Here is a 24,474-nt window from a genome sequence, read left to right on the forward strand (position 1 = left end):
ACTCGTTTAAAATCACGATTTTAGCAAAGCGGGGCGGGAATCGCCCGGCTTGGCGTTCCCACTTTAAGCGATGCCGCGCGATTTATGGCAGATGTCCAGAAAACCGTATTGATCCGCCACTCGGCGGAACAGATGTTCGACCTCGTCACCGACGTGGCCGACTACCCCAATTTCCTGCCCTGGTGCGGCGGTGTCGAGGTTCGCCGTCAGGACGAGAGCGGAATGGAAGCGCGCATCGACATCAACTTCAAGGGCATCAAGCAGCATTTCGCGACGCGCAACACGCAGCAGCGTCCGACGCGGATCGACATGGAGTTCGCGGACGGGCCGTTCAAGAAGTTCACGGGTTCGTGGCGCTTCATCCCGCTGCGCGCCGATGCGTGCAAGATCGAATTCGCGCTGCACTACGAGTTCTCGAGCATCCTGCTCGAGAAGATCATCGGGCCGGTATTCAGCCACATCGCGAACACGTTCGTCGATTCGTTCGTGAAGCGGGCGGACCAGCGCTACGGAAAGGGGTGACGCGATGCTGTCGATCGAAGTCTGCTACGCACTGCCGGACCGCCAGACGCTGATTCCGCTGTCGTTGCCCGATGGGGCGACCGTGCGCTCGGCGATCGACGCGAGCGGCGTGCTCGCGCTGCACCCGGAGATCGATCTCGCACAGGCGAAGACGGGCGTCTACGGCAAGCTCGCGCCGCTCGACGCGCCGCTGGTCGATCACGATCGCGTCGAGATCTACCGTCCGCTGATCGTCGATCCGAAGCTCGCGCGCCAGCGGCGCGTCGACAAATCGCGCCGCGACGGCTCGATCGAGGGCCGCAAGTGGATGCACAAGGACGCGCGCTGACGCGCTTTTCGTTCCGATTGATCTGATCAAACGCCGCGGCGCTCAGTGGGCTGCGGCGTTTGCGTTGGTCGGCGCGCTGCCCGGCGTGTCGCCATGCCGTCGCACCGAGCCGTAGACGCCGGCGAGCAGCAGCCCGAGCGCGGCGATCTCGAGCGCGTGCGGCATCCGCCGGTCGTACACGAACGCGTACAGCATCGCGAACACGGTTTCGAACACGATCAACTGACCCGACAGCGTCAGCGGCAGCCGCTTCGACGCGGCGTTCCACAGCCCGTTGCCGAGCCACGACGCGCCGATCGCGAGCGCGAGATTCAGCAGCCAGAACAACTGCCAGCGCGATGCCGGGACGGCCGCCTGTATCGTGTCGGCCGGCAGCGCGAGGATCGCCATCCAGCAGAGCCCGCCGATCAGGCCCGTCACGACACCCCACAGCACCGACCATTCGTTGCCGCCGAAGTGGTGATGGCGCTGCAGGTAGCGTGTGTTCGCCACCGCATACCAGGTCCAGCTTGCGAGCGCGCCCGCCGCGCAGGCGATGCCCGCGAGCTTTTGGGCGAGCGTCGTCGCGTGCGCGGCTTCGGACGTAAACAGATCGACGTTGATGCAGACGATGCCCCCGACCACCAACGCAAGCGGGACGGCGAGCCGCCGCAGCGGCATCGCGCCGTGGTCGCCGAGGCCCGCGAGCGTGACGGTCACGGGCAGCACGCCGACGATCAGCGAACTGGGCGCGATACCGATCAGGTGTACGGCGCCGGACAGCAGCATGTAGTACGCGACGTTGCCGATGACCGCGAGCCTCACCAGCGCGACGAGATCCTCGCGGGTCAGCCGAACGAACAGCGAGCGGGCGGCCGGCAGGGCGGCCACGAGCGACACGAGGCCGTACATCGTGTAGCGGCCGGCGCTCAGCAGCAGCGGCGAGAAATCGGTCAGCAGCCGCGGAACCAGAAACACCATGCCCCACAGGCCGCCGGCCAGGACACCATAAATCACGCCGCGCTGCATCGACCGCTCCGAACGAATGACTGAGGTGCGCGCATCTTAGCGATGCCGTTGCGGCGGCGTCTTGTTCATTCCTGCACTCGGGGCATGCGCGCGTCGGACGGGTTCGACGCGCGGCGAATCATTCGTCTGCCGGATCGGGGGTCGCCGCCGTGTCGTCGCCGGCGGCACGCGTGCGCGCCGGACGGCGCACGGCACGCAGCTTGCCGCTGTTGCCGCCGCCGCAGTAGAAGCGGTCGTGGCCGTCGGATTCGAGCCCCGACACGCCGACGCCGGCCGGCATGTCGATCTGCTCGAGCACCTCGCCCGTGCGCGGATCGATGCGCCGCAGGTCGCTCTGGTCGGCTTCCCACGTGCCGTGCCACAGCTCGCCGTCGACCCACGTCACGCCGGTGACGAAGCGGTTCGATTCGATCGTGCGCAGCACGGCGCCCGACTGCGGATCCACCTGATGAATCTTGCGTTCGCTGTACTGGCCGACCCACAGCGTGCCTTCGGCCCACGCGAGCCCCGAATCGGCGCCGCCGCCGGGCGCCGGGATCGTCGCGAGCACGCGGCCCGATTCCGGGTCGATCTTCTCGATGCGGTCCTCGACGATCTGGAACAGGTGGCGGCCGTCGAACGCGGTGCCCGCGTGCGCGGCGACGTCGAGCGAGCGGACGGTCGTGCCGCGCTCGGGGTCGAGCGCGTTCAGCTTGTCGCCGGATGCGTACCACACGTGCTGCCCGTCGAACGTGACGCCGTGCACGCCGTCGACGCCCGGAAACGGGCCGTACTCGTGAAGGATCTCTGCGGTGGAGCGTTTCATGTTCGTCACCTCGTCGTTCGATGAGGCCATCCTAATCGCCCGGCAGCGCAACCGGGAGTAACAAGGTCGTCGCGAATCCGGGCAGCGGCGGCGTCATCCAGCGGCGCGCGCGTGCGCGGCCGAGCGCCTGCACCTTGCCGGTTTCGGCAAGCGCATCCAGCGCACGCTGCACGGTGCGCTGGCTGGCGCCGAGCGCGAGCGCCAGCGCGGAGCTCGACCATGCTTCGCCGTCGGCGAGAAGCGCGAGCACGGCCGCGTGGCGCTCGTCGACCGGACGCGCGAGGACGACGGTTTCGCGCACGCCGAGCGGTTCGAGCGCGAAGCCGCGCGGCGTCGCGACGACGTTCGCGAGCGGGCGCAGCACCGCGCGCAGCCGGCCGATCTCGACGCGCAGCCGCGCGCGGTGCGATTCGTCGGCGTGTTTCGCGCGGAACGCGGCGGCGACGAGCGCGTTTCTCGACACGTCAGCCGGCCACGCCTCGCCGAGCGCACGGGCGAGCACGAACAGCACCGGGCGCCGCGCGAGCGACACGGTCGTGCGCGCATCGCGCACCGTGTGGCGGCATGCGTCGACGACGAGCGCATTCGACTCGAACAGCGTCTCGACCTCGTCGAGCGGCACGAGCCGCGACGTGCCGCGTGCGATGAGCCGGGCGGCCGGTGCGTCGAGCACGCGCGCCGCGGTGTCGACCTCGGCGGTCAGCGCGGCGATGCCGGCGGCGCGGGCGGCTGTCCGCGCCCGGTCGAGTGCCGCACGGGCCGCGTGGGTGCGGATACGGCGCATCGCGATGCCGGCCGCGATCAATTCATGGGCCGCGCGCGATGCGGGCGGCAGCGGCACGGGATCGAGATGCGCGAGCAGCCGCTCGGCCTCGTCGAGCCGGCCGATCAGCAGCAAGCGGCGCACGCCGAGATAGCGGGCATGCGCGGCGTTCGCGCGGTCGCCGTGCGCGTCGAGCGTCGCGCAGGCCGCGTCGAGCGCACGCGTCGGCCAGTGCAGGTCGCGCGACGCGAGCGCGATCTCGGCTTCGGCGACGACGCAGCGCGCCCGTGCGACCGCTTCCTTCGCGCCGAATGCACGGGCGGCGCCGCGCACGAGCGAGCGCGCACGGTCGAAATCGCCGAGCTGCGCGAGCGCGATCCCGCGCAGCGCGAGCGCCGGCGCATCGTCGCGCAGCGCGACGCGGTTCAGCGCGCCGAGCGCGTCACCGGCCGCGAGCGCGCGCGCGGCCGCCGTGATCAGCGAATCCATCCGAATCCCGACACACTTGTCACTCCCTCCGGTCCGATGCCCGCCACTAATCTAGCACCACGCACACGGCCCGTACGCCGTGCCCGGATACCCATCGAAGGAGGAACCTGCCATGACGACCCATCTCACCGGAACCCGCGACGAATGGCTCGCCGAACGCCGCGCGCTGCTCGACGCGGAAAAGGCGCTGACGCGGCAAAGCGACGAACTCGCGCGGCAGCGCCAGGCGCTGCCGTGGGTGCGTGTCGACAAGACCTACCGGTTCGATACCGAGGACGGGCCGGCGACGCTCGACGACCTGTTTCGCGGCCGTTCGCAATTGCTCATCTATCACTTCATGTTCGGCCCCGACTACAAGGCCGGCTGCCCGTCGTGCTCGGCGCTCGCCGACGGCTTCGATGGCTTTGCCGTGCATCTGGCGCACCACGACGTGACGCTCGCGGCCGTGTCGCGCGCGCCGCTCGCGAAACTGCTCGCGTACCGGCAGCGGATGGGGTGGACGTTCCCGTGGGCGTCGTCGGTCGGCAGCGATTTCAACTTCGACTTCAACGTGTCGTTCACCGAAACGCAGCAGCGCGCGGGCGACGTCGAATACAACTATGCGCGGGCCGGCCACGCGATGGACATGGATCCGCCGCCGGCGCCCGTCGTGCAGTTCGCGGCCACGTGCGGCACCGACGCGCTCACGTATTCGCTCGACCGGCCGGGGATGAGCGCGTTCGTGCGCGAGGACGGCGCCGTCTATCACACGTATTCGACCTACGCGCGCGGCCTCGACGGGTTGTGGGGGATGTACCAGTGGCTCGATCGCGCGCCGCGCGGCCGCAACGAGGCCGCCCCGTGGTGGCGCCGTCACGACGAGTACGCGCGCGGCTGAGCGGGCCGGCGACGGATGGGAGCGCGCGATGACACGAACGACGACCGGGCCGAAAGCCGGGCCGAAAACCGGCGAGACGGCCTCCGATCCGCGGGCATTCGGCGTGGCGGTCGCGGCCGTGTTCGCGGTCGCCGCGGTGGCGACGCTGGCGCAGCATGCGTCGATGGCCGCGATGGGTGGCGAACCGATGCCCGGCGGCTGGACGGCCTCGGCCGCCTGGCTGCGGCCGTGCGGGCAGGGCGCCGGGCGCGCATTCGCGACGTTCGCCGGAATGTGGGGCGCGATGACGGTGACGATGATGCTGCCGGTGCTGGCGCCTGTGTTGTGGCGCTACCGTCGGTGCATCGGTACGCAGGCGGCGGTGCGTTCGGCCTGGCTTGTCGTCGTCGCCGGAGCGGGATATTTCTCGGTCTGGATGGCGCTCGGGGCGCTCGTGTTTCCGGCCGGCGCCGCACTGACGACGGCCGCTGCCCGGCTGCCGGCGCTCGCCCGTGCAATGCCGTTCGCGGCCGGCGCCGTCGTGCTGGCGGCGGGCGCGTTGCAATTCTCCGGGTGGAAGGCGCGCCGGCTCGCATGCTGCCGGCACGCGACGGCGCACGGCGGGCACCGGCCGCGCGTGGCGGCCGTCACGGCATGGCGGTACGGCGTGCACGCCGCGATCCGGTGCGGCGCGTGTTGCGGGAACCTGATGGCCGTCGCGCTGGCGGCCGGCATGATGGATCTGCGCGTGATGGCCGCCGTCGCAGTCGCGATCGCCGCCGAACGCGTGGCGCCGGCCGGCGGGCGCGTCGCGCGGATCGTCGGTTGCGGGGCGGTGGCGGGCGGCGTCGCGATGATCGTCCGCGCGGCCGGGCTGGCGTGACGCGACGCAGGCAAGCCGCTTCGGCGGCGTGTCGCCGGACCGTGCGCGGCGGCCGCCGTCGCGGCCGTGTGGCCTCGCCGCGACACGGGCACGTGCCGCCCGGCCGCCGGTTGCGCGAATGGCTCGATGCGGCGGTGAAACGAAAAACGATCGAAAACGAACCGAACGGCGATCCGAACGATTCGGCCCCCGAACGGCCGAAACCGGCTAAGCCGTTGTTCGTGTTGTGAAAATTCGCGGCGCTTCGCGTATAATTCGCTTTTGCGCCCATAGGATTTGCCATGCGTCTGATCCAAAAAGCACTCACTTTCGATGACGTGCTCCTCGTTCCCGCCTTCTCCGACGTTCTCCCGCGCGACACCAGCCTCAAGACCAAGCTGACCCGCAACATCTCCCTGAACATGCCGCTCGTGTCCGCCGCGATGGACACGGTCACCGAAGGTCGCCTCGCGATCGCGATGGCGCAGCAGGGTGGCGTCGGTATCGTCCACAAGAACCTCACGCCGGCCGAACAGGCCCGCGAAGTCGCCAAGGTCAAGCGTTTCGAGTCGGGCGTCGTCCGCGACCCGATCACGGTGCCGCCGCAAATGAAGGTGCGCGACGTGATCGCGCTGTCGCGCCAGCATGGCATCTCGGGCTTCCCGGTCGTCGAAGGCCCGCAGCTCGTCGGCATCGTCACGAACCGCGACCTGCGTTTCGAAACGCGCCTCGACGAGCCGGTCAAGTCGATCATGACGCCGCGCGAGCGTCTCGTCACGGTCAAGGAAGGCACGCCGCTCGCCGAAGCGAAGGCGCTGATGCACAGCCACCGCCTCGAGCGCGTGCTGGTCGTCAACGACGCGTTCGAACTGCGCGGCCTGATGACCGTCAAGGACATCACGAAGCAGACCGAACACCCGGACGCGTGCAAGGACGAACACGGCAAGCTGCGCGCAGGCGCGGCGGTCGGCGTCGGTCCCGACAACGAAGAACGCGTCGAGCTGCTGGTGCAGGCCGGCGTCGACGTGATCGTCGTCGATACCGCGCACGGTCACAGCAAGGGCGTGCTCGAGCGCGTGCGCTGGGTCAAGCAGAACTTCCCGCACGTCGAGGTGATCGGCGGCAACATCGCGACGGCCGCCGCCGCGAAGGCGCTCGTCGAATACGGCGCGGACGCGGTCAAGGTCGGGATCGGCCCGGGCTCGATCTGCACGACGCGGATCGTCGCGGGTGTCGGCGTGCCGCAGATCAGCGCGATCGCGAACGTGTCGGAAGCGCTGAAGGGCACCGGCGTGCCGTGCATCGCCGACGGCGGCGTGCGTTTCTCGGGCGACGTGTCGAAGGCTCTCGCGGCCGGCGCGAACGCGGTAATGATGGGCAGCATGTTCGCGGGCACCGAAGAAGCGCCGGGCGACGTGTTCTTGTACCAGGGCCGCCAGTACAAGTCGTACCGCGGCATGGGCTCGGTCGGTGCGATGAAGGACGGCGCGGCAGACCGCTACTTCCAGGACAACTCGGCGAACATCGACAAGCTCGTGCCGGAAGGCATCGAAGGCCGCGTCGCGTACAAGGGTTCGGTCAACGCGATCCTGTTCCAGCTGGTCGGCGGCGTGCGCGCGAGCATGGGCTACTGCGGTTGCAAGACGATCGACGAGCTGCACGAGAAGGCCGAATTCGTCCAGATCACCGCGGCGGGCATGCGCGAGTCGCACGTGCACGACGTGCAGATCACGAAGGAAGCGCCGAACTACCACGTGGACTGATCGCCGATGAAACCGCTGCTGCGAGCCGTGCTGATCGTCGATGCCGTGCTGCTGCTGGCGTTCGGCGTGCTGTTCGTGCTGACGCCCTGGCAGGCGCTGTTCAACGCGCTGCAACTGGCGAACATCCAGCCGGCGATGCTCGGTCAGGCATTCGGCATCGCGCTGCTCGGGCTCGCGTGGCTCGCGTTTCATGCGGCGTTCAACGGCGACCTCACGGCGCCCGTCGCACGGGCGGTCGGCCATGTGAACTGGCTGATCGGCGTGCTGACGGTCGTGTGGTCGATCGGCACCGGCAGCGGTCCCGCGCTCGCGGCCGCCGGCCGGGTGCTGTCGGCGGTGGCCGGGGTCGCGCTGATCGTGCTCGGTCTCGGCGGCGTGCGGCTCGCATCGGCCGTGCGGCGGCGCGAAAGGGCCGACCGGGCGCAGGCGCTCGAGGGCCGGGACGCGAAGCGTCCGGTCGAACCGGCGCCGGCCTCCGCCGTGCCGCCGCGGGTCGAGCCGGTCGTCAGCCGTCCGGTGGCGCCTGCTGCGCCGGCCGCGGCTACGCCGTCGGCCGCATCCGACCGCGCGTCAGGCAGCGTCGCATTCGACGCGCGTCCGCCGTCGCAGGATTGACCGGCGATGCGTCGCGCGAGCCGCCTGCCGCCCGACGCCGCTGTCCATGTTTTTGACGCAGCGCTTCACGCGCTGCTTTTCTTATTCTCTTCATCCCGTCCGCAGCCATGCACGACAAAATCCTGATTCTCGACTTCGGTTCGCAAGTCACCCAACTGATCGCGCGCCGCGTGCGCGAAGCGCACGTCTACTGCGAAATCCATCCGAACGACGTGTCCGACGACTTCGTCCGCGAGTTCGCGCCGAAGGCGGTGATCCTGTCGGGCAGCCACGCGAGCACGTACGAAGACCACCAGCTGCGCGCGCCGCAGGCCGTGTGGGATCTCGGCGTGCCGGTGCTCGGCATCTGCTATGGCATGCAGACGATGGCCGTGCAGCTCGGCGGCAAGGTCGAGTGGAGCGACCATCGCGAATTCGGCTACGCGGAAATGCGTGCGCACGGCCATACGCGCCTGCTCGACGGCATCGAGGATTTCACGACGGCCGAAGGCCACGGGATGCTGAAGGTGTGGATGAGCCACGGCGACAAGGTGGCCGAGCTGCCGCCGGGCTTCGCGCTGATGGCGTCGACGCCGAGCTGCCCGATCGCCGGCATGGCCGACGAGGCGCGCGGCTACTACGCGGTGCAGTTCCACCCGGAAGTCACGCACACGGTGAAGGGCCGCCAGATCATCGAACGCTTCGTGCTGCAGATCGCCGGCGCGAAGCCCGACTGGATCATGAAGAACCACATCGAGGAAGCCGTCGCGAAGATCCGCGAGCAGGTCGGTGACGAGGAAGTGATTCTCGGCCTGTCGGGCGGCGTCGATTCGAGCGTCGCGGCCGCGCTGATCCATCGCGCGATCGGCGATCAGCTGACCTGCGTGTTCGTCGATCACGGCCTGCTGCGCCTGAACGAAGGCAAGATGGTGCTCGACATGTTCGAGGGCCGCCTGCACGCGAAGGTCGTGCACGTGGATGCGTCCGACCAGTTCCTCGGCCATCTGGCCGGCGTGACCGACCCGGAAGCGAAGCGCAAGATCATCGGCCGCGAGTTCGTCGAGGTGTTCCAGGCCGAAGCGCAGAAGCTGTCGAAGGCGAAGTGGCTCGCGCAGGGCACGATCTACCCGGACGTGGTCGAATCGGGCGGCACGAAGACGAAGAAGGCGACGACGATCAAGAGCCACCACAACGTCGGCGGCCTGCCGGAGACGCTCGGCCTGAAGCTGCTCGAGCCGCTGCGCGACCTGTTCAAGGACGAAGTGCGCGAACTGGGCGTCGCGCTCGGCCTGCCGCCGGAGATGGTGTACCGCCATCCGTTCCCGGGCCCGGGCCTCGGCGTGCGGATTCTCGGCGAAGTGAAGCGCGAGTACGCGGACCTGCTGCGCCGCGCGGACGCGATCTTCATCGAGGAACTGCGCAACACGACCGCGACCGCGCAGGATGCGGCGGCCGGCCTGTGCGGCGAGGCCGACGTCGGCAAGAGCTGGTACGACCTGACGAGCCAGGCGTTCGCGGTGTTCCTGCCGGTCAAGTCGGTCGGCGTGATGGGCGATGGGCGGACGTACGACTACGTGACGTCGCTGCGCGCGGTGCAGACGACCGACTTCATGACTGCGCATTGGGCGCACCTGCCGTATGCGCTGCTTGGTCGCGCGTCGAACCGGATCATCAACGAAGTGCGCGGGATCAACCGAGTCGTGTACGACATCTCGGGCAAGCCGCCGGCGACGATCGAGTGGGAGTGAGTTGACGTCCTTCGGGAACTAGCGCCAGCCATCGAAAAACTGCGGTGACGAAGCAATGTGTTGCGGCAGCTATCGATGGCGGCCGGCGTCCGGCGGAACAGGCTGGCGTCGGACGAGACAAGTGGCGGGTGAGCGCCGGGCCAGCCGACCCGGCGCTCACCGAGCGTCGCGATAGTGGTCCCTGATGAATACCGGAAGATCATTTGACGGCGGCGCAAAAGGCACCTGATACATCATGTCGCCGACAAAGCCGCGATGATAGGTCGCGTGATTGACGACATGCAGCACGATCTGCTCGCGGGTCATGACGCCTTCTCCTCCACCCACGAACTCGAAACGAATGGCTGTCGCGAGATCCTCGTCCGACCAGCTGTCGACAAGCTCGACGTACCAGCGGTCCATTTCCTGAACCGCGTTCCAGAGATCGGAAACTGCAGGCGTATGGTCGGTGTTGCGCGAGGTGTAGGTGTGTTTCTTTCCTTGCAGATGATGTCTGAAAATGTCGTCGACTACATAGACATGATTCAAGGTATGCACCATGTTTCCGAACCGCGTCGGTCTCTGCCGAAGGGCTTCGCCAGCCGGCAGGTCCATCACGCTCTTGAACGTCAGTCCGTTCGCCCAGGACTTGTAGCGCACCAGCATGCTCAAGGTGTCTGCTGCCGAGGCGGGCGGTGTGATGCGATCGGTGGTTCCGGATGGCGCAATCGGGTTCTGCGGGAGGGCAGACATGCTGAAACTCCTTGCGTGGTTTCGAACGTCGGAACAATGCTCGGGTTGATCCGGTGTCGTCGCGCCACACCGGTAGCAGTCCTGCGCGCAAGCTGCTCGGCGTATGGCGCGACCCGGACGGGCGTCACGTGCGCCCGCCCGAACATCAGGTTGCCGCTTTGTCGTTTGCCTGTTCACAGGCCTTGTAGCCGGCCCTCGACATGCGTGCGCGTCCTGCCGCCGACCCAGATCTGACCAGCCGCGTCGCGGGTCAAATGAATGCGGCCATGGCGGCCGACGCGTGTCCCCTGGGCGGCGACATAGTCGTCCTCGACCACACCCGTCGCGAACAGCCACTGCGCCATTGAAGCATTGAGGCTGCCGGTGACCGGATCTTCGACGATAGCACCCAGATGGTCGCTGAAGAACGCGCGAACCTCGAAGGCGGCATCGCCGCCCGTTGCATGAGGGCCGATCACACCGACATCGATCCGGCCGGGCCAACTGCGGAGCGGATCGAGCGCAAGCACCGCCTCTGCCGATACCAGCCTGATGCCCAGCCATCCGGGGCCGTTGTCGATCCAGGCGGCATCCAGGATATCGCCGGATTCGATCCCCAGCAGTCGCCGAGCCTGGTCCAATTCATCCTGGGTCGGCGCGCCGGAGCGGATCAGCGGCGGGGCGGCGAACGAAAGCCGCTCGTGATCGAGTCGGATCGGAACCAGCCCGGCTCCGCATTCCTGGACGATTTCCGCTGCGCGCTTCGGCACGCGGCCTGCCGAGAGCCACGCATGGCAACTGCCGAGCGTCGGGTGCCCGGCAAAAGGCATCTCCCTGTCCAGCGTGAAGATCCTGACCCGGTAGTCCGCCTCGGGATGCGTGGGCGGCAACAGAAACGCGGTCTCGGACAGGTTGAACCACCGCGTCAGCCGCTGCATGTCATCCGTTGCCAGGGCGTCGGCACCGATGACGACCGCCAGCGGATTGCCCGAAAGCGGCCCGGCGCCGAAGACGTCGACCATATGGATCGCAAGGCTCATGACATCGCTCTTTCAATTCAGATCAGTTCGTGACGGCGCCGGCGAGCCCGGATATCAACGTTGCCAGGCAAGCAGGTTGACTCCCGCAACGGCGAACACCGCGGATAGCGTGCCTTCAATCCAGCGCCGGAGGCGGGCATACACGGCGATCATCCGAGCGGTCGAGAAGAGGATCGCATAACCGCCAAACACGATGACCCCGAGGAGCGCGCAACCACCGATGATCGCCGGCAAGGTGCCGCCGGAGGCGTGTTCCTGAAGCCCAAGGGACATGATGGCCATCCAGGCCAGAACCGCCTTCGGGTTTCCGATATGCATGAGAATGCCCTGACGGTAGAGCCGCCGATAGCGAGGTGTCGAGCGTCCGGGCTCCATCTTCGCGAAGCCGGGGCCCGGTTTCAGCGCCGACCTGCCCGTGCGGAACGCCAGGTAGAGCAGATAGACAGCGCCCACCATCTTGATCACGACGAGTGCCTCGGCATAGGCCGCCAGCACGGCGGAAACGCCGGTCGCCGCCAGGATCGCCCAGAAGAGCGAGCCCGTGATGACGCCGGCGGCCAGCACGAGGGCCGGCAGACGGCCGTCACGCATCGCTGTTGCCATGATTGCCATGTTGCTCGGCCCGGGGCTGGCGGTGGCGACGAGATAGGTGCCGTAGACGAGTGCGATCTGACTGGCGATCATTCGAGTTTCTCCAGAGAGGCGAGTGTCTCCAGCGTCATGGCTGGAGATCCCCGCGATGAACGATATGGACCTTGTTCCCGTCAGGGTCGCGCAGATACGCGCCGTAGTAGCCGTCACCGTAGCGGGGGCGTAACCCGGGCGCACCGTTGTCCGTCCCGCCGTGCTCGAGACCCTTCGCGTAGGCCGTGTTCACGACTTCCTGCGACGGGGCGAGAAAGGCGACCATGCTGCCGTTGCCGATGCTCGCCGGCTCGCCATCGTAAGGAAGGTAGACATAGAAGCGCGGCAGCGGCGTTTGACCGGCTACCCAGCACAGGGCCGGCGGCCCGCCATCGGACGTGACGACGCGACGCTTCAGTCCGAGCGGAGCGAGCACCGCGTCATAGAAACGGCCTGCCCGCCCAAGATCACGCGCGCCAACGGTTACATGGCTGAACATTCGACTCTCCCCGCGCCCGTCATGGCGATCAGGCGCCTCCAGAAATGCATGACTTCATCCGATCACATCGCGCATGTTACGCTTGTTGTTTTCATAAATAGTGTCACGTGACACTAATATCTGGGCGGCGAACATGCTCCTGCGATCCCCCTGGTCACCACGGCTGGCCGACATCGATGCGAATACCGCCGAGCGGTTGGTGCTCGCCCTGGCCGACGACATCGTCGAAGGGCGGCTGACGGGAGGCGACCGACTGCCCGCTCATCGCGATCTCGCGTTGAAACTGGGGATCGGGCTTGGCACGGTGACGAAGGCCTATGCCGCGCTTGAACGGCGAGGCCTGACGCGCAGCATCAAGGGGCGGGGAACCTTCGTGGCGATCCGCCAGGCGCACCATGATCGCCAGATCGACCTTTCGTCCAATGTGCCGCCGGCCATGCTCGACGCGCGCTTGCTGGCGCGAACACTGACGGGGATCGCACGCAAGATCGATGCGGACCATCTCAATCTCTATGCGCCGGCCGCCGGGCATATGGAGCACCGACGTGTGCTGGCCCGCTGGCTCGAAACGCTGGGCCTGATGGTGGAACCGTCGCATCTGGTGCTCACGAGCGGCGCGCGCCAGGCGCTGTCATTGGCCTTCGATCTTGCGTGCGGCTCGCAAGGGCTGCTTCTGACCGAGCGGATCACCTATCCGGGCGCGATCGCGCTGGCTCGGCGCAACGGATATCGGATGCGAGGCGTCGAGACCGACGCGCAAGGGATGGCGCCGGAGGCACTGGCGGACGCACTCGACGGCGCCGCATCGACCGGCAACCAGGCGGTCTATCTCACACCGACGCTGCACAATCCGACCACCGCGACGATGAGCACGGAACGCAGGCAGGCCATCGTGGATATTTGCCGCCGGGCGGGCGCGTGGATCATCGAGGACGGCGTCTATGCGCCGGCCGAGCCGGCTTCGCCACCGCTTGCGGCGTTGGCGCCCGAGATCACCTTTCATGTGAACGGGCTGTCCAAATCGCTTGGCCCCGGTTTGCAGATCGGCGTGCTCGCACTGCCGGCCGGATTCGACGACGCCGCGGAAGACGCGCTGCGGGACCTGCCGATGGCGCCGTCGCCGCTCTCTTGCGCAGTGATCGAGGAATGGCTGGCCACCGACGTCATCTCATCGATCCAGCGGGACCTGCACCATGAGGCGCGGCGTCGATCCAGTCTGGCCATCGCGCTGCTCGGCGCGGGCGAACTGGTCTCGCATCCCGGCGCCTACAACGCGTGGCTGCCGATGGAGCGCGACGCCGCCATTCGTTTCGCCTCCGTTGCCGCGGCGATGCGTATCAAGTTGACCCCTCCGGAATCCATGATGGTGAACCCGGAAGATCAGGCGAGCGGGATTCGACTTTGCCTCGGCGGGCCGTCGTTCGACGATCTGACGGAAGCGCTGACACTGCTGGCCGGGCTGCTGAAGCAGCGCGCCTGACGTTGCCGGGCGGACCAGAAACGGCTTGGATGTTGCCAAGCCGTTTTGCGTTTATGCACGGCGTGAATTCGTCATGCGTGCGCGCGTACGAGCGACCGCAGATACATCGGCACCTTCGCCTTGGTCGTCGCCTGAACACGCGACATCAGCGCGTGATCGATCCGATCCAGCCCGTAAGTCCGCGCAATATCCTGCTGCAACCGGCACCACAGATGGCCGGCCATTTCGGCATCGACCATCGCCCGGTGCGCGCGGCCCGTCTGCGGCAGCCGCAGCATCTCGGCCAGGCTCGACAGGCGGTGACTCCGCGCGTCGGGGTAGATCCGTCTGGCCACCAGCATCGTGCACGCAAACGCATGGTCGGCCGACATGCCGAGCAGCCCGAGTTCCGACTGCCAGAAGCGTTTGTCGAAACCGGCGTTGTGGGCCACGACCGCATGCTTGCCGACGAACGCCGCCGCTTCCTTCATGACTTCGGACACGGGCGGCGCCGCCGCGATCATGTCGTTCGTGATGCCGGTGAGCGCAACGACATCGGACGGGATGCGGCGGCCGGCATTCATCAAGCTCTGGAAGCGGTCGACGACTTGTCCATCGCGCAGCAGGATGACGGCAATTTCGGTTGCACGGTCGCCCAGATTCGGCGACAGCCCGGTTGTTTCGAAGTCCAGTACCGCGACGGTTTGCATGGTTGAATTCGGGTGCGTCATCAGAGGGTGTCGAGTGTGGCCGAGAGGGTAGCATCTTCGGGCGCGCGGACGGTGGAATCATCGAGCGGCGAGCGGCCCGGCTGCCGATTGACGATAATGAAAATCTCGCTCCATGCTTGCCGGACATGCTGCCGTGATTCAACTGACGCTACCCGGATTCGATGCGCCGCCGCCGGTTCCCGTGCACCGCTTCTTTTTCGCCGTGATGCCGGATCCGGCCACGGCGATGCGCATTGCCGGCATAGCCGAGCGTTTTCGGTTGGAGAAGGAAAGCGTGCTGCGCACCGAGCGTCTGCATATCACGCTGGGTTCTTTGGGCGACTTCGCCTATGTGCCGGGCGCTACCCTTGCGCGGGCGCGTGCGGTGGCGGGCCGCATGAACGTGCCGTCGTTCTCCGTGGCGTTCGACAAGGTCGTCAGCTTCAACGGGCGGCCCGGCCGTCAGCCGCTGGTGCTGATGGGGAAGGCCGGTCTGGAAGGCTTGATCGATTTTCGGCGGCAGTTGCGAGACGCGTTGAAACGGGCAGGTGTGCCTGTTTTTCCCTCGGGTTTCACTCCGCACGTGACGCTGCTGTATGGCGCACAGAGGCCCGATGAGTACAGGATCGAGCCGATTACGTGGGCCGTGTCCGAGTTCGTCCTGATCGACAGTTGGCTCAACAGGACGCACTACGACGTGTTGGGGCGCTGGCCGCTGACGACCGGCAGCCTGTCGGGATGATTGTCAGTCCCGCTCGCCACCGCGATAACCCGGCGCTCGGCAGGTAGCCGGCGCCGCGATGGATGGAACGTGTAGCGGTGCGGCGCAAGCGACAGCGATGTGTCAGGCGGATGGCGGACGCGCGTTACCCAGCTCCGCCGCCCGCTCGATTGCCCGTCGCGCGACGTCGCGCACGCCTGCGCTCATCGGCAAATCGTCGCGGTCGAGTTCGTCGATGCCGAACCAGCGCGCGTCCAGCGCATCGTCGCCGGCGGCCGGCGTGCCGCGCAGCCATCGGCACAGCACCGCGACCATGACGAAATGCTGGCGCACGGCGCCGTGCGCATCGTAATCGAACGCGTCCAGCGCGGTAAAGGTGTCGAGCGCCTCGACGTCGACCGTCGTTTCTTCCGCGATCTCGCGCACGACCGCATCCGCGAGCGGCTCGCCCGGTTCGATCTTGCCGCCAGGAAAGCCCCAGCAGCCCGCATCGGGCGGATTCGCGCGGCGCACCAGCAGCACGTCGCGCTCGCGCAGCACGATGCCGATTACGGCGGGAACGGGGCGCACGGGCGCGGCGGTGCGGGTTGCGGACACAGCCGCGCCTACGGGCCGGTGCGGACGAACGCGCGAGCTTGCAAGCGGCTCATCGCGCGTCTCCGGTGCGCCGCTCGATCGCACGAATCACGGCGACCATGTCGTCCGCGCCGTGTCCGGCCTGCTCGGTTTCCGCGTAAAGCGCATGGCAGATGTCGAGCAGCGGCGACGCGATGCCGATGCCGCGCGCGGATTCCGCGACGAGGCGCGCATTCTTCAGCACGTCGGTGATCGCGGCCTGCACCGAGAAATCTTCCGCGACGAGCTTGCCGAGCTTCACGCGCGATACGTCGCTGGCCATCGGGCCGGCATTCAGCACGTCGGCGAAGCGCGCGAGATCGATACCGTGACGTTGCGCGAAATGCGTGGCTTCGGTGAGACCGGTGACCATCGTGATCAGGAACAGGTTGACGGCGAGCTTCATCGTCAGTGCCGACGGCACGTCGCCGCACACGAAGCTGTCGCGGCACAGCGGCTTCACGAGCGGGCGGACGGCATCGACGTCGTCCGGCGCGCCGGCCAGCATCACGACGAGTTGACCGGCTTCGGCCGGCTTGCGCGAGCCCGATACCGGCGCCTCGACGTAGCGGCCCGATGCGGCGGCGATGTCGTCGGCGAGCGCGCGCGAGTATTCGGGCGCATTCGTGCCCATGTTGACGATCGTGTGTCCGCCGACCCGGACGACAAAAGCGGGCGTGCCGCGGGCAAGGGTGACGTCGATTGCCGCGTCGTTCGCGAGCATCAGGATCACGGTGCGGCAGGACGCGAATACGTCGTCGACGTTTTCGGCCACGCGTGCGCCGGCGTCGCGCAGCGCATCGTCGCTGCCGTGCGAACGGCTCCACACGACGAGCGGCGTGCCGGCCCGCGCGAGATTGAGCGCCATCGGCGTGCCCATCACGCCGAGACCGATGAATCCGACTGCGGTTTGCATGGTGCTGCTCCCACGGTAGGTGGCGACGATCGTGGGCGTCAGTATCGCAGCGTTTTCGCACGCCTGCCATGTGGCCCGCGCGAGCGCGCAAGCCGCGTCGTCGTCGCTACGCGATCTCCGCCAGATACGGCCACGGATAAATACCGCGTGCATGGCCGTCGCCGAACAGGAAGCGGACGCCGTAGCCGAGCGCCTCCACGCCGTCCAGCGTCAGCCCTGGACGCGCGTCGATATGGCCGCCATCGAACCGGATCTTTCGGCATTCGGCGCACGGGCAATCGCTGCGCAACCGCGCATAGCCGATGCGCTGCGTGGCGCCGTCGGGCCAGCGCAGCGTCAGTGCGTGCGCCGGGTGATCGAGTGCGATTTCGGTCGGCGCGATCATCGCGCTGCCTCGCCGATCTGCCCGATCGCGATCCGCACGGCCTTGCGGACTTCGGGGTCGCGATCGTCGAGTGCGTCGTGCAGCGCGGGCAGCGTCGTCGGGTCGCGGAATTCGCCGAGCGCGAGCGCGGCTTCCTTGCGCAGATTGCTGATCGCATGCGAGAGCAGCGCGACGACGGCCGAGGCGGCGGCCGCATCGCGCAATTGGCCGAGCGCGCGGACGGCACGCACGCGCACTTGCCAGTAGTCGTCGTCGAGCGCGGCGACGAGCGGGTCCCGCGCCGCGGCGAGGCGCAGCTTGCCGAGCGTGGCAGCCGCTTCCTCGCGCACCTGCCATTCGGCGTCACGCAGCGCCGCGAGCAACGCGGTGACGACGGCGGTGTCGCCGGCCGCCGCAAACCCGATTGCGCCGACTGCGGCGCGCCGGGCGTCCGCGTCGGTGTCCGTGGTCGCGACGCGGGCGAGCGGCGGCAGCGCGCGGGCATCCTTGAGCCAGCCGAGCACGACGACGGCCTCGGCACGTACGGCAGCGGCGCTCGCGTCGAGCGCGCGCAGCGCGGGTGCGAACGCGTCGGGGTCGCGCAACTCGCGCAAGCCGCGCAGCACGGCGGCGCGCACGAACGGCTCGGGCCGGTCGGCCCAGCGGCACAGCACGGCGCCCGATGCCGGGTCCTTCAGCTCGGACAGGCTTTGCGCGGCCGTCGCGCGCACACCGTCGTCCGGATCGAGCAGTGCGTGGCACAGCGCGTCGACGACGTCGGGCTGCTCCCATGCGTCGAGCACGCGCGCGGCCTCGCTGCGCACGTCGGCCGACGGATCGTCGCGCAGCGCCGCGACGAACGACGGCACGAGTTCGGGCGCCTCGAGATCGGCGAGTTCGAGCAGCGCGATGCGGCGCACCGAGGCATCGGCTGCGGCGAGCCGCGCGACGAGCGCGGCATGATCGTCGTGATCGGCGTCCGGCACGCCGGGCAGCGGGAAAGCGGAGGAAGAAGCGGTCATGGAAGAAAGGTCGGTGCGGTGAATGGGCAGGCGCGCGCGCTCACGCGGCGTCGCGCAACAGCGCGAGACAGCGGCGCTTGATGTCGACGAACGCGGGCTCGGTCGTGCTGTCGTCGGTACGCGGCCGCGCGAGCGGCACGCGGATATCGGCGATGATGCGCGCGGGCCGCGGCGACAGCATCAGGATGCGGTCGCCGAGAAACAGCGCCTCCTCGATGTCGTGCGTGACGAACAGCACGGTCGTGCCGATGCGCGACCAGATGTCGAGCAGCAGCGTCTGCATCATCCGGCGCGTCTGCGCGTCGAGCGCGCCGAACGGCTCGTCCATCAGCAGCACGCGCGGCCGGTTGATCAGCACGCGGGCGATCTCGACGCGCTGCTGCATGCCGCCGGAAAGCTGTGCCGGGTAGTGCGCGCCGAAGCCGCCGAGCCCGACGAGTTCGAGCAGTTCGGCTGCTTCGCGGCGGCGTTCGCGCGCGGGCACGCCTTTCATCTTCAGGCCGAACGCGACGTTGTCGATCACGCGCTTCCACGGAAACAGCGTGTGCTGCTGGAACACGAGCCCGCGATCGGGATGCGGACGGTCGACTCGTTCGCCGTCGACGACGATCTCGCCGTGCGTCGCCGCGACGTGGCCGGCGAGCGCGCCGAGCAGCGTCGATTTTCCGCAGCCGGACGGCTCCAGCACGCAGACGAATTCGCCGGGCGCGATGTCGACGTCGAGCGCGTCGAGCGCCGCGAAGCGCGCATGCGGCGGGCCGAGTTCGATCGTCAGCGCGCGCACGCCGATGCGGCCGGGCGCGGGCGCGGCAAGGTCGGCGACGCTCATGGCCGGCCTCCGCGCGGTGCGTACCACGGCGTGAGCGCCGCGCCGATGCGCTTGACGAGCAGGCTGCTGCCCATCCCGAGCAGGCCGATCAGCGCCATGCCGACCACGATGTCCGGGTAGTTCTGCAACGTATAGGACGCCCACGTGAAATAGCCGAGCCCGTACTGGCCCGCGATCATCTCGGCCGTGACGAGGCAGAACCACGCGGTGCCCATTCCGATCGACAGGCCCGTGAAGATCGACGGCGCGGCGCCGGGCAGGATCACTTCCACATAGAGCGCGAGGCCGCGCGTGCCGAGGCTGCGCGCGGTCGCGACGAGCCGCGGGTCGACGGCTTCCGCGCCGTGCACGGTATTGAGCAGGATCGGAAACAGCGCGCCGACGAACGTGATGAACATCATGCTCAGCTCGGACGACGGAAACATCAGGATCGCGAGCGGAATCCACGCGACGGCCGGAATCGGCCGCAGCATCTCGAGCGGCGGCAGCAGCGTGTCTTCGAGCGCGCGATAGCGGCCGATCGCGAGCCCGAGGCCGACGCCGGCGACCGCCGCCGCGACGAAGCCGGCCAGCACGCGCGTGATGCTTGCGAACAGGTGCATCGGCAGCTTCGGCGATTGCAGGAACGCTGCCAGCGCGGGGCCGACGTCGGTCGGCGCGGGCACGTTCGCGAACGTGACGATGCCGAGCGACAGCCGCCAGTGGACGGCCGCCTGCCACAGCGCGATGCAGGCGGCGAGCGACGCGATTCGCCATGCGCGGCGGCGCATCGGTGTCGGGCGGCGGCGCGCGCCCGGATGCGGCGAGCGGGCGTCGCCGCTGCGCGGGGCGTCGGTGAGACGGCGTTTGACGAGGTCGAGGGTGGCAGCCATGCGGAAGTCCGGTGTCGACGAATGGAAAGAGGCGGGCGTGCGGCGCTCAGCGCGCGGCGAGCGCCTGCGCGGTGACGGTTTTCGCGGCCGCGTAGTCGACCACCGCGCCCGATACCTGCTGCGCATACGCGTCGGCGCCAGACTTCAGCAGGAACGCGGTGAGCACGCCGTGCGTGTCCTTCACGTACCACGCCTGGTCGGCGAACAGCTTCAGGCCGCTCGCATGGTCGTGCACGAACACCGCGCGCACCTTCGCGGACGGGCCGAGCTTGCCGAGCGCCACGAACGCGGCGGTCGGGCTCGCGTAGTTGCGTACCGGTTCGTCGTTGGCGAGCCAGAGTTGCGCGACGTCGTTGAAATCGCGGATCGGCTTGCCGGTCGACGCATCGTTCGCGACGAGCGGCTGCTTGCCGTAGTGTTTCAGCGCCGCGTCGTAATCGAGCCCGGACGCCTTGAACGCCGCGCGGATATAGCGATCGTCGACGAACGTCGCGGGGTCGGGCGCGGTGTCGGTCTTCTTCAGCAGCGTCAGCGTATCGATCGCCGTCGCGACCGCCTGCCGGTATTCGGGCTTCCACGTCAGGTCGCGGGTCTGGATGCCGAGCGGCCCGTGATACAGGTAGTCGACCGGCGCCTCGATGCCGGTGACCTTCTCGATCAGCAGGCTGTATTTTTCCGGGTTCTGCGCGAGCAGGCGGTTCGCTTCGATCGCGGCGCGCAGATAGGCGACGACGATTTCTGGATAGCGCTGCGCGTAGTCCGCGTCGACGAGCGCGCCGTGGAAGGTCGGCGCATGGGTTTGCGCGCCGTCGTAGATCTTGCGCGCGATGCCGCGGTACGGGAACAGGTCGGCGAACGGCACGAAGTCCGCATGCGCGTCGATCTTGCTCGCCTTCAGCGCGCTGCCGGCCACTTCCGGCGCCTGCGTGACGATGTTCACGTCGGTGTCGGGGTTCCAGCCCTGCGCCTTGATCGCACGCAGCAGCATCCCGTGCGCGGTCGACGCGAACGGCACCGAGATCGTCTTGCCCTTGAGGTCGGCAAGCGAGCGCACCGTCGAATTCGACGGCACGACGATCCCGTTGCCGCTGCCGTCGATGCTGCCGTCGAGCACGGTGATGAACACGCTCTTGCGGCCGGCCTTGCGGAACGCCGCGCCGTTCAGCGCGCCGGGGAAATCGGCCATCGCGCCGAAGTCGAGCTTGCCGGCGACCATCTCGTTGGTCAGCGGCGCGCCGGACGTGAAATCCTTCCACTGCACGTCGTACTTTACGTCCTGGTACTTGCCGGTGCGCGGCAGGTACTTGTCGAGCAGATGCAGTTCGCGAATCAGCAGGCCGCCGGTCGCGCAGTTGATCGTCGTGTCCTGCGTGCCGATCGCGACGCGGATCGTCTCCGCATGCGCGAAACCGGTGGCCGCGACCGCGATCGACGCGGCGAGCAGGCGAAACATCCGTAGCGTTGTTTTCATGTGTGGTGGTCCGGTAGTGGGAGAGCGGCGCGCCGTGTCAGCGCAGCAGGTAAGGGATGTCGACCTTGACCGCGCCGGTCGGGCAGTCGCGTTCGCACGGCATGCAGTACCAGCATTCGTCGAACTGCATGTAGGCCTTGCCCTTGGTGACGTCGATCGCGAGCAGGTCGAGCGGGCACACGTCGACGCACACGGTGCAGCCCTTGTCGGCGATGCACAGCGACTCGTCGATCGTCACGGGCGCGCTGCTGCGCTGGAAGATGTCGTGCGGGGTATGGGGCATGGCAAGGTTCCTCAAAGGGCGGCCGCGAGCGCGGCCGGTTCGCGGATGCGCAACTGCGCATAGGCGCCGCGTTCGTCGTCGGCAAGCGGCACGACGTAGGGTTCGACCGGCCGCTTCTCGCTGCGCATCGCGCCCGCGGCGTCCTTGCGCAGCCAGGTGTGGCAGAACCATTCGGCGTCGTCGCGGTGCGGAAAATCGACGCGATGGTGGTACAGCCCCCAGCGGCTCTCGGTGCGGAACAGCGACGCGCGCGCGGCCATTTCGGCGCAATCGCGGATCGCGCGCACTTCGGCCGCGCGCATCAGTTCGTGCGGGTTGTTGGCCTTGATTTCTTCGATATCCTCAATAATTCCGTCAAAACGTTGCAGCCCGATTTCCATCTTGCGCGTCACCTTCGGCGGTTGCAGGTAGTCGTTCACCATCCGGCGCAGCTTGTACTCGACCTGCGCCGGCGCGAGGCCGCGCTCGCGCAGCAGCGGCGCGAGCGCGCGGGTGCGCTCGGCATCGACCTGTTGGTCGTCCACCGGCGCGTGTTCTCGGCCGGCCACGTAGTCGGCCGCGTTTTGCCCGGCGAACCAGCCGTACGTGAATGCGCCGAGCATGTAGTTGTGTGGGACGGCCGCCATGTCGCCGGCCGCGTAAAGCCCCGGCACGGTCGTCTCCGCGCGTGCATTCACGTACACGCCCGAAGCGCTGTGGCCGCTGCAGAAGCCGATCTCGGAGATGTGCATCTCGACCATCTGGCTGCGGTAGTCGGTGCCGCGCCCCGCATGGAAACGGCCGCGGCTCGGCCGTTCGTTCGTATGCAGGATCTGCTCGATGGTCCGGATCGTTTCTTCCGCGAGATGGTCGAGCTTCAGGAACACGGGGCCGTTGCCGCTCTGCAGTTCCTGGTAGAACTCCCACATCATCTGGCCGCTCCAGTAGTCGCATTCGATGAAGCGTTCGCCCTTGCCGTTCGCGGTGAAGCCGCCCAGCGGCCCCGTCACGTACGCGCAGGCCGGGCCGTTGTAATCCTTGATCAGCGGGTTGATCTGGAAGCATTCGAGGTTCGCGAGCGCGGCGCCCGCGTGATAGGCCATCGCGTAGCCGTCGCCCGCGTTGGTCGGGTTCTCGTACGTGCCCATCAGGTAGCCCGACGCCGGCAGGCCGAGGCGGCCGGCCGCGCCGCAGCAGAGGATCACGGCCTTCGCACGGATCACGTGGAAGTCGGCGGTGCGGCAGTCGAAGCCGAGCACGCCGCTTGCGCGGCCGTGCGCGTCGGTCAGCACGCGCGTCGCGACGATCCGGTTGGTGATCGCGATGCGTGCGCGCTTCAGTTGCCGGTACAGCACCTTCTTGATGTCGTGCCCCTCCGGCATCGGCAGCACGTACGAGCCCATGTGGTGGACCTTCTTCACCGCGTAGTCGCCGGTGCCGTCCTTCTCGAACTTCACCCCCCAGCGGTCGAGCTGCTCGATGGTGGCGAAGCTGTGCGTCGCATACGCGTACACGGCTTCCTGGTCGACGATCCCGTCATTGGCGATCGTGATCTCGCGCGTGTACTGCTCGGGCGTCGCATGACCGGGGATCACCGCGTTGTTCAGGCCGTCCATTCCCATCGAGATCGCGCCGCTGCGTTTCACGTTGGCCTTCTCGAGCAGCAGCACGCGCAGCGACGGATCGCGCTCCTTCGCCTTGATGGCCGCCATCGGGCCGGCCGTGCCGCCGCCGACCACGACGATGTCGTATTCGTGCACTTGGGTATTCATCGCGGGTTCCTTGCAGGTTTGCGCGCCTTCTGCCGGTCGACGCGCAACCGGTACTGGAAGGCGTCGCCGCGGAAGTAGAGGTATTCGTAGTCGATCGGCGCCCCCGACGCATCGTGCGTGAGGCGCTCGATGCGCAGCACGGGGCTGCTTTCCTCGACGTGCAGCGCGTCGACGATTTCGTCGTCGGCGAGGATCGCGTCGATCGACACGTCGGCGTGGCCGAGCGGGATCCCGCAGTCGTTCTCGAGGATCAGGAAGATGTCGCGGGTCGCGAGATCGGCGCCGGCGAGACGCTTGCCGAGCGCCTCGGGCACCCAGGTCTGTTCGAGCGACACGGGTTCGCGGTTCAGCAGCCGCACGCGATGGATCTCGACGAGCGGCGCGCCTTCCGGCACGTTCAGCTTCGTCGCGAGATGGCGATCGGCCTTCACGGTGCGCAGGCTGCGCAACTGGTTGACGATCTCGTAGCCCATCGACGACATCGCCTCGGCGAACCCTTGCAGCGACGTCACGTTCTGGAACGCCTTCGGCTTCGACACGAACGTGCCCTTGCCGTGCAGCTTGAACAGCAGGCCTTCCTTCTGCAGGTCGCCGAGCGCCTGGCGCACCGTGATGCGGCTCACGTCGAACATCGCGCAGAGCTCGTGCTCGGACGGCATCCGGCTGTGCGGCGCATAGGTGCCGTCGAGAATGCGCGCGCGCAGCGTGTCCTTGATCTGCACGTAGAGCGGGGCCGCGGACAGCGGCACGACGTTGGGTGGGGTCATCGGTCAACTTGTTATGACAAGATGGGGCGAGTGTAGCCAGCGCAAGGGCGCGCCCCAACCAACGATTTCTGATTTCGAATTT

The 24,474-nt window shown here is 68.0% G+C and carries 27 protein-coding genes; 9 read left to right on the forward strand and 18 right to left on the reverse strand.

The window, feature by feature from the left end:
* Window positions 1-84: 84 nt before the first annotated feature.
* Complete coding sequence (locus tag HWX14_RS01085) at window positions 85-522, forward strand: type II toxin-antitoxin system RatA family toxin (RefSeq protein WP_006478512.1); 438 nt, start codon at window positions 85-87, stop codon at window positions 520-522.
* 4 nt (window positions 523-526) lie between these two features.
* Window positions 527-850 carry an RnfH family protein gene (locus HWX14_RS01090; RefSeq protein WP_175881208.1) on the forward strand — a complete coding sequence of 108 codons (324 nt, stop codon included), beginning with the start codon at window positions 527-529 and terminating at the stop codon, window positions 848-850.
* A 42-nt stretch (window positions 851-892) separates the two neighbouring features.
* On the opposite strand, the gene HWX14_RS01095 is transcribed toward HWX14_RS01090, so the two are convergent.
* The 3 genes from HWX14_RS01095 to HWX14_RS01105 all read right to left on the reverse strand — a co-directional run bounded on the left by HWX14_RS01095 (window position 893) and on the right by HWX14_RS01105 (window position 3,915).
* Window positions 893-1,858, reverse strand: coding sequence for a DMT family transporter (locus tag HWX14_RS01095; protein WP_175881209.1), 966 nt, complete (start codon window positions 1,856-1,858; stop codon window positions 893-895).
* Window positions 1,859-1,976: 118 nt separating this feature from the next.
* A complete protein-coding gene (locus tag HWX14_RS01100; RefSeq protein ID WP_175881210.1) occupies window positions 1,977-2,663 on the reverse strand; it encodes a glutamine cyclotransferase in 687 nt (228 codons plus the stop codon).
* 31 nt (window positions 2,664-2,694) lie between these two features.
* Complete coding sequence (locus HWX14_RS01105; protein ID WP_175881211.1) at window positions 2,695-3,915, reverse strand: helix-turn-helix domain-containing protein; 1,221 nt, start codon at window positions 3,913-3,915, stop codon at window positions 2,695-2,697.
* 112 nt (window positions 3,916-4,027) lie between these two features.
* On the opposite strand from HWX14_RS01105, the gene HWX14_RS01110 reads away from it, so the two are divergent.
* The 5 genes from HWX14_RS01110 (at window position 4,028) to guaA (ending at window position 9,738) form a co-directional block, all read left to right on the forward strand.
* A complete protein-coding gene (locus tag HWX14_RS01110; RefSeq protein WP_175881212.1) occupies window positions 4,028-4,792 on the forward strand; it encodes a DUF899 domain-containing protein in 765 nt (254 codons plus the stop codon).
* A 28-nt stretch (window positions 4,793-4,820) separates the two neighbouring features.
* The gene (locus HWX14_RS01115; protein WP_175881213.1) at window positions 4,821-5,654 is read left to right on the forward strand and encodes a DUF2182 domain-containing protein; all 834 of its coding nucleotides are present in this window, start codon (window positions 4,821-4,823) and stop codon (window positions 5,652-5,654) included.
* A 281-nt stretch (window positions 5,655-5,935) separates the two neighbouring features.
* Entirely contained in the window at window positions 5,936-7,396 is a 1,461-nt protein-coding gene (gene guaB, locus HWX14_RS01120) for an IMP dehydrogenase (protein WP_027784746.1), read from the forward strand.
* Between the two features lie 6 nt (window positions 7,397-7,402).
* Window positions 7,403-8,011 carry a hypothetical protein gene (locus HWX14_RS01125; RefSeq protein WP_175881214.1) on the forward strand — a complete coding sequence of 203 codons (609 nt, stop codon included), beginning with the start codon at window positions 7,403-7,405 and terminating at the stop codon, window positions 8,009-8,011.
* 107 nt (window positions 8,012-8,118) lie between these two features.
* Window positions 8,119-9,738, forward strand: coding sequence for a glutamine-hydrolyzing GMP synthase (gene guaA / locus HWX14_RS01130; RefSeq protein WP_175881215.1), 1,620 nt, complete (start codon window positions 8,119-8,121; stop codon window positions 9,736-9,738).
* 156 nt (window positions 9,739-9,894) lie between these two features.
* On the opposite strand, the gene HWX14_RS01135 is transcribed toward guaA, so the two are convergent.
* The 4 genes from HWX14_RS01135 to HWX14_RS01150 all read right to left on the reverse strand — a co-directional run bounded on the left by HWX14_RS01135 (window position 9,895) and on the right by HWX14_RS01150 (window position 12,612).
* Window positions 9,895-10,470 (reverse strand): DinB family protein, encoded by a 576-nt coding sequence (locus HWX14_RS01135; RefSeq protein ID WP_069232829.1) that lies wholly within the window; start codon window positions 10,468-10,470, stop codon window positions 9,895-9,897.
* 173 nt (window positions 10,471-10,643) lie between these two features.
* Window positions 10,644-11,489 carry a PhzF family phenazine biosynthesis protein gene (locus HWX14_RS01140; RefSeq protein WP_175881216.1) on the reverse strand — a complete coding sequence of 282 codons (846 nt, stop codon included), beginning with the start codon at window positions 11,487-11,489 and terminating at the stop codon, window positions 10,644-10,646.
* Between the two features lie 54 nt (window positions 11,490-11,543).
* The gene (locus tag HWX14_RS01145; protein WP_175881217.1) at window positions 11,544-12,173 is read right to left on the reverse strand and encodes a LysE family translocator; all 630 of its coding nucleotides are present in this window, start codon (window positions 12,171-12,173) and stop codon (window positions 11,544-11,546) included.
* A 34-nt stretch (window positions 12,174-12,207) separates the two neighbouring features.
* On the reverse strand, window positions 12,208-12,612 hold the full coding sequence (locus tag HWX14_RS01150; RefSeq protein WP_175881218.1) for a VOC family protein: 405 nt from the start codon (window positions 12,610-12,612) through the stop codon (window positions 12,208-12,210).
* A 133-nt stretch (window positions 12,613-12,745) separates the two neighbouring features.
* Between HWX14_RS01150 and HWX14_RS01155 the strand changes: the two genes are divergently transcribed.
* Complete coding sequence (locus HWX14_RS01155) at window positions 12,746-14,092, forward strand: PLP-dependent aminotransferase family protein (protein WP_175881219.1); 1,347 nt, start codon at window positions 12,746-12,748, stop codon at window positions 14,090-14,092.
* A gap of 71 nt (window positions 14,093-14,163) precedes the next feature.
* On the opposite strand, the gene HWX14_RS01160 is transcribed toward HWX14_RS01155, so the two are convergent.
* Complete coding sequence (locus HWX14_RS01160; RefSeq protein ID WP_175881220.1) at window positions 14,164-14,781, reverse strand: 3'-5' exonuclease; 618 nt, start codon at window positions 14,779-14,781, stop codon at window positions 14,164-14,166.
* Window positions 14,782-14,935: 154 nt separating this feature from the next.
* Here HWX14_RS01160 and thpR point away from each other — a divergent pair, with 154 nt between their 5' ends.
* A complete protein-coding gene (thpR, locus tag HWX14_RS01165; protein ID WP_244130153.1) occupies window positions 14,936-15,523 on the forward strand; it encodes an RNA 2',3'-cyclic phosphodiesterase in 588 nt (195 codons plus the stop codon).
* Between the two features lie 102 nt (window positions 15,524-15,625).
* Here the strand turns inward: thpR and HWX14_RS01170 are convergent, their stop codons facing one another.
* From HWX14_RS01170 to HWX14_RS01215, 10 genes are all read right to left on the reverse strand, one after another.
* The gene (locus HWX14_RS01170) at window positions 15,626-16,072 is read right to left on the reverse strand and encodes an NUDIX hydrolase (RefSeq protein ID WP_175882327.1); all 447 of its coding nucleotides are present in this window, start codon (window positions 16,070-16,072) and stop codon (window positions 15,626-15,628) included.
* Window positions 16,073-16,148: 76 nt separating this feature from the next.
* Window positions 16,149-17,033, reverse strand: coding sequence for an NAD(P)-dependent oxidoreductase (locus HWX14_RS01175; RefSeq protein WP_175881222.1), 885 nt, complete (start codon window positions 17,031-17,033; stop codon window positions 16,149-16,151).
* Window positions 17,034-17,139: 106 nt separating this feature from the next.
* Window positions 17,140-17,418: a gamma-butyrobetaine hydroxylase-like domain-containing protein gene (locus tag HWX14_RS01180; RefSeq protein WP_175881223.1), complete on the reverse strand. Its 279-nt coding sequence runs from the start codon at window positions 17,416-17,418 to the stop codon at window positions 17,140-17,142.
* Window positions 17,415-18,419 (reverse strand): HEAT repeat domain-containing protein, encoded by a 1,005-nt coding sequence (locus HWX14_RS01185; protein ID WP_175881224.1) that lies wholly within the window; start codon window positions 18,417-18,419, stop codon window positions 17,415-17,417. The genes HWX14_RS01180 and HWX14_RS01185 overlap by 4 nt, the downstream gene beginning before the upstream one ends.
* Before the next feature lie 40 nt (window positions 18,420-18,459).
* On the reverse strand, window positions 18,460-19,248 hold the full coding sequence (locus HWX14_RS01190; RefSeq protein ID WP_175881225.1) for an ABC transporter ATP-binding protein: 789 nt from the start codon (window positions 19,246-19,248) through the stop codon (window positions 18,460-18,462).
* Window positions 19,245-20,120, reverse strand: coding sequence for an ABC transporter permease (locus tag HWX14_RS01195; protein WP_175881226.1), 876 nt, complete (start codon window positions 20,118-20,120; stop codon window positions 19,245-19,247). The genes HWX14_RS01190 and HWX14_RS01195 overlap by 4 nt, the downstream gene beginning before the upstream one ends.
* Before the next feature lie 46 nt (window positions 20,121-20,166).
* Window positions 20,167-21,591, reverse strand: coding sequence for an ABC transporter substrate-binding protein (locus HWX14_RS01200; RefSeq protein ID WP_175881227.1), 1,425 nt, complete (start codon window positions 21,589-21,591; stop codon window positions 20,167-20,169).
* A 37-nt stretch (window positions 21,592-21,628) separates the two neighbouring features.
* Complete coding sequence (locus HWX14_RS01205; protein ID WP_006490846.1) at window positions 21,629-21,874, reverse strand: ferredoxin family protein; 246 nt, start codon at window positions 21,872-21,874, stop codon at window positions 21,629-21,631.
* Window positions 21,875-21,885: 11 nt separating this feature from the next.
* Window positions 21,886-23,625: a fumarate reductase/succinate dehydrogenase flavoprotein subunit gene (locus tag HWX14_RS01210; RefSeq protein ID WP_175881228.1), complete on the reverse strand. Its 1,740-nt coding sequence runs from the start codon at window positions 23,623-23,625 to the stop codon at window positions 21,886-21,888.
* Window positions 23,622-24,392, reverse strand: a complete 771-nt coding sequence (locus tag HWX14_RS01215) for a GntR family transcriptional regulator (protein ID WP_109341413.1) — start codon at window positions 24,390-24,392, stop codon at window positions 23,622-23,624. Before HWX14_RS01215 ends, HWX14_RS01210 begins: the two co-directional genes overlap by 4 nt.
* Window positions 24,393-24,474: the final 82 nt, after the last annotated feature.

The sequence above is a fragment of the Burkholderia sp. BCC0044 genome (genome assembly GCF_902832955.1).
Classification (GTDB): Bacteria; Pseudomonadota; Gammaproteobacteria; order Burkholderiales; family Burkholderiaceae; genus Burkholderia.

Excerpts from the sequence above, each read along its gene's own strand:
- HWX14_RS01090 (WP_175881208.1), top strand. The coding sequence starts at position 527 with ATGCTGTCGATCGAAGTCTGCTACGCACTGCCGGACCGCCAGACGCTG.
- guaA (WP_175881215.1), top strand. The coding sequence starts at position 8,119 with ATGCACGACAAAATCCTGATTCTCGACTTCGGTTCGCAAGTCACCCAA.
- HWX14_RS01135 (WP_069232829.1), bottom strand. The coding sequence starts at position 10,470 with ATGTCTGCCCTCCCGCAGAACCCGATTGCGCCATCCGGAACCACCGAT.
- HWX14_RS01110 (WP_175881212.1), top strand. The coding sequence starts at position 4,028 with ATGACGACCCATCTCACCGGAACCCGCGACGAATGGCTCGCCGAACGC.
- HWX14_RS01125 (WP_175881214.1), top strand. The coding sequence starts at position 7,403 with ATGAAACCGCTGCTGCGAGCCGTGCTGATCGTCGATGCCGTGCTGCTG.
- HWX14_RS01180 (WP_175881223.1), bottom strand. The coding sequence starts at position 17,418 with ATGATCGCGCCGACCGAAATCGCACTCGATCACCCGGCGCACGCACTG.
- HWX14_RS01100 (WP_175881210.1), bottom strand. The coding sequence starts at position 2,663 with ATGAAACGCTCCACCGCAGAGATCCTTCACGAGTACGGCCCGTTTCCG.
- HWX14_RS01200 (WP_175881227.1), bottom strand. The coding sequence starts at position 21,591 with ATGAAAACAACGCTACGGATGTTTCGCCTGCTCGCCGCGTCGATCGCG.
- HWX14_RS01115 (WP_175881213.1), top strand. The coding sequence starts at position 4,821 with ATGACACGAACGACGACCGGGCCGAAAGCCGGGCCGAAAACCGGCGAG.
- HWX14_RS01210 (WP_175881228.1), bottom strand. The coding sequence starts at position 23,625 with ATGAATACCCAAGTGCACGAATACGACATCGTCGTGGTCGGCGGCGGC.
- HWX14_RS01195 (WP_175881226.1), bottom strand. The coding sequence starts at position 20,120 with ATGGCTGCCACCCTCGACCTCGTCAAACGCCGTCTCACCGACGCCCCG.
- HWX14_RS01175 (WP_175881222.1), bottom strand. The coding sequence starts at position 17,033 with ATGCAAACCGCAGTCGGATTCATCGGTCTCGGCGTGATGGGCACGCCG.
- HWX14_RS01205 (WP_006490846.1), bottom strand. The coding sequence starts at position 21,874 with ATGCCCCATACCCCGCACGACATCTTCCAGCGCAGCAGCGCGCCCGTG.
- HWX14_RS01095 (WP_175881209.1), bottom strand. The coding sequence starts at position 1,858 with ATGCAGCGCGGCGTGATTTATGGTGTCCTGGCCGGCGGCCTGTGGGGC.
- HWX14_RS01105 (WP_175881211.1), bottom strand. The coding sequence starts at position 3,915 with ATGGATTCGCTGATCACGGCGGCCGCGCGCGCGCTCGCGGCCGGTGAC.
- HWX14_RS01085 (WP_006478512.1), top strand. The coding sequence starts at position 85 with ATGGCAGATGTCCAGAAAACCGTATTGATCCGCCACTCGGCGGAACAG.
- HWX14_RS01190 (WP_175881225.1), bottom strand. The coding sequence starts at position 19,248 with ATGAGCGTCGCCGACCTTGCCGCGCCCGCGCCCGGCCGCATCGGCGTG.
- HWX14_RS01155 (WP_175881219.1), top strand. The coding sequence starts at position 12,746 with ATGCTCCTGCGATCCCCCTGGTCACCACGGCTGGCCGACATCGATGCG.
- HWX14_RS01185 (WP_175881224.1), bottom strand. The coding sequence starts at position 18,419 with ATGACCGCTTCTTCCTCCGCTTTCCCGCTGCCCGGCGTGCCGGACGCC.
- HWX14_RS01140 (WP_175881216.1), bottom strand. The coding sequence starts at position 11,489 with ATGAGCCTTGCGATCCATATGGTCGACGTCTTCGGCGCCGGGCCGCTT.
- HWX14_RS01150 (WP_175881218.1), bottom strand. The coding sequence starts at position 12,612 with ATGTTCAGCCATGTAACCGTTGGCGCGCGTGATCTTGGGCGGGCAGGC.
- HWX14_RS01145 (WP_175881217.1), bottom strand. The coding sequence starts at position 12,173 with ATGATCGCCAGTCAGATCGCACTCGTCTACGGCACCTATCTCGTCGCC.
- HWX14_RS01215 (WP_109341413.1), bottom strand. The coding sequence starts at position 24,392 with ATGACCCCACCCAACGTCGTGCCGCTGTCCGCGGCCCCGCTCTACGTG.
- guaB (WP_027784746.1), top strand. The coding sequence starts at position 5,936 with ATGCGTCTGATCCAAAAAGCACTCACTTTCGATGACGTGCTCCTCGTT.
- HWX14_RS01160 (WP_175881220.1), bottom strand. The coding sequence starts at position 14,781 with ATGCAAACCGTCGCGGTACTGGACTTCGAAACAACCGGGCTGTCGCCG.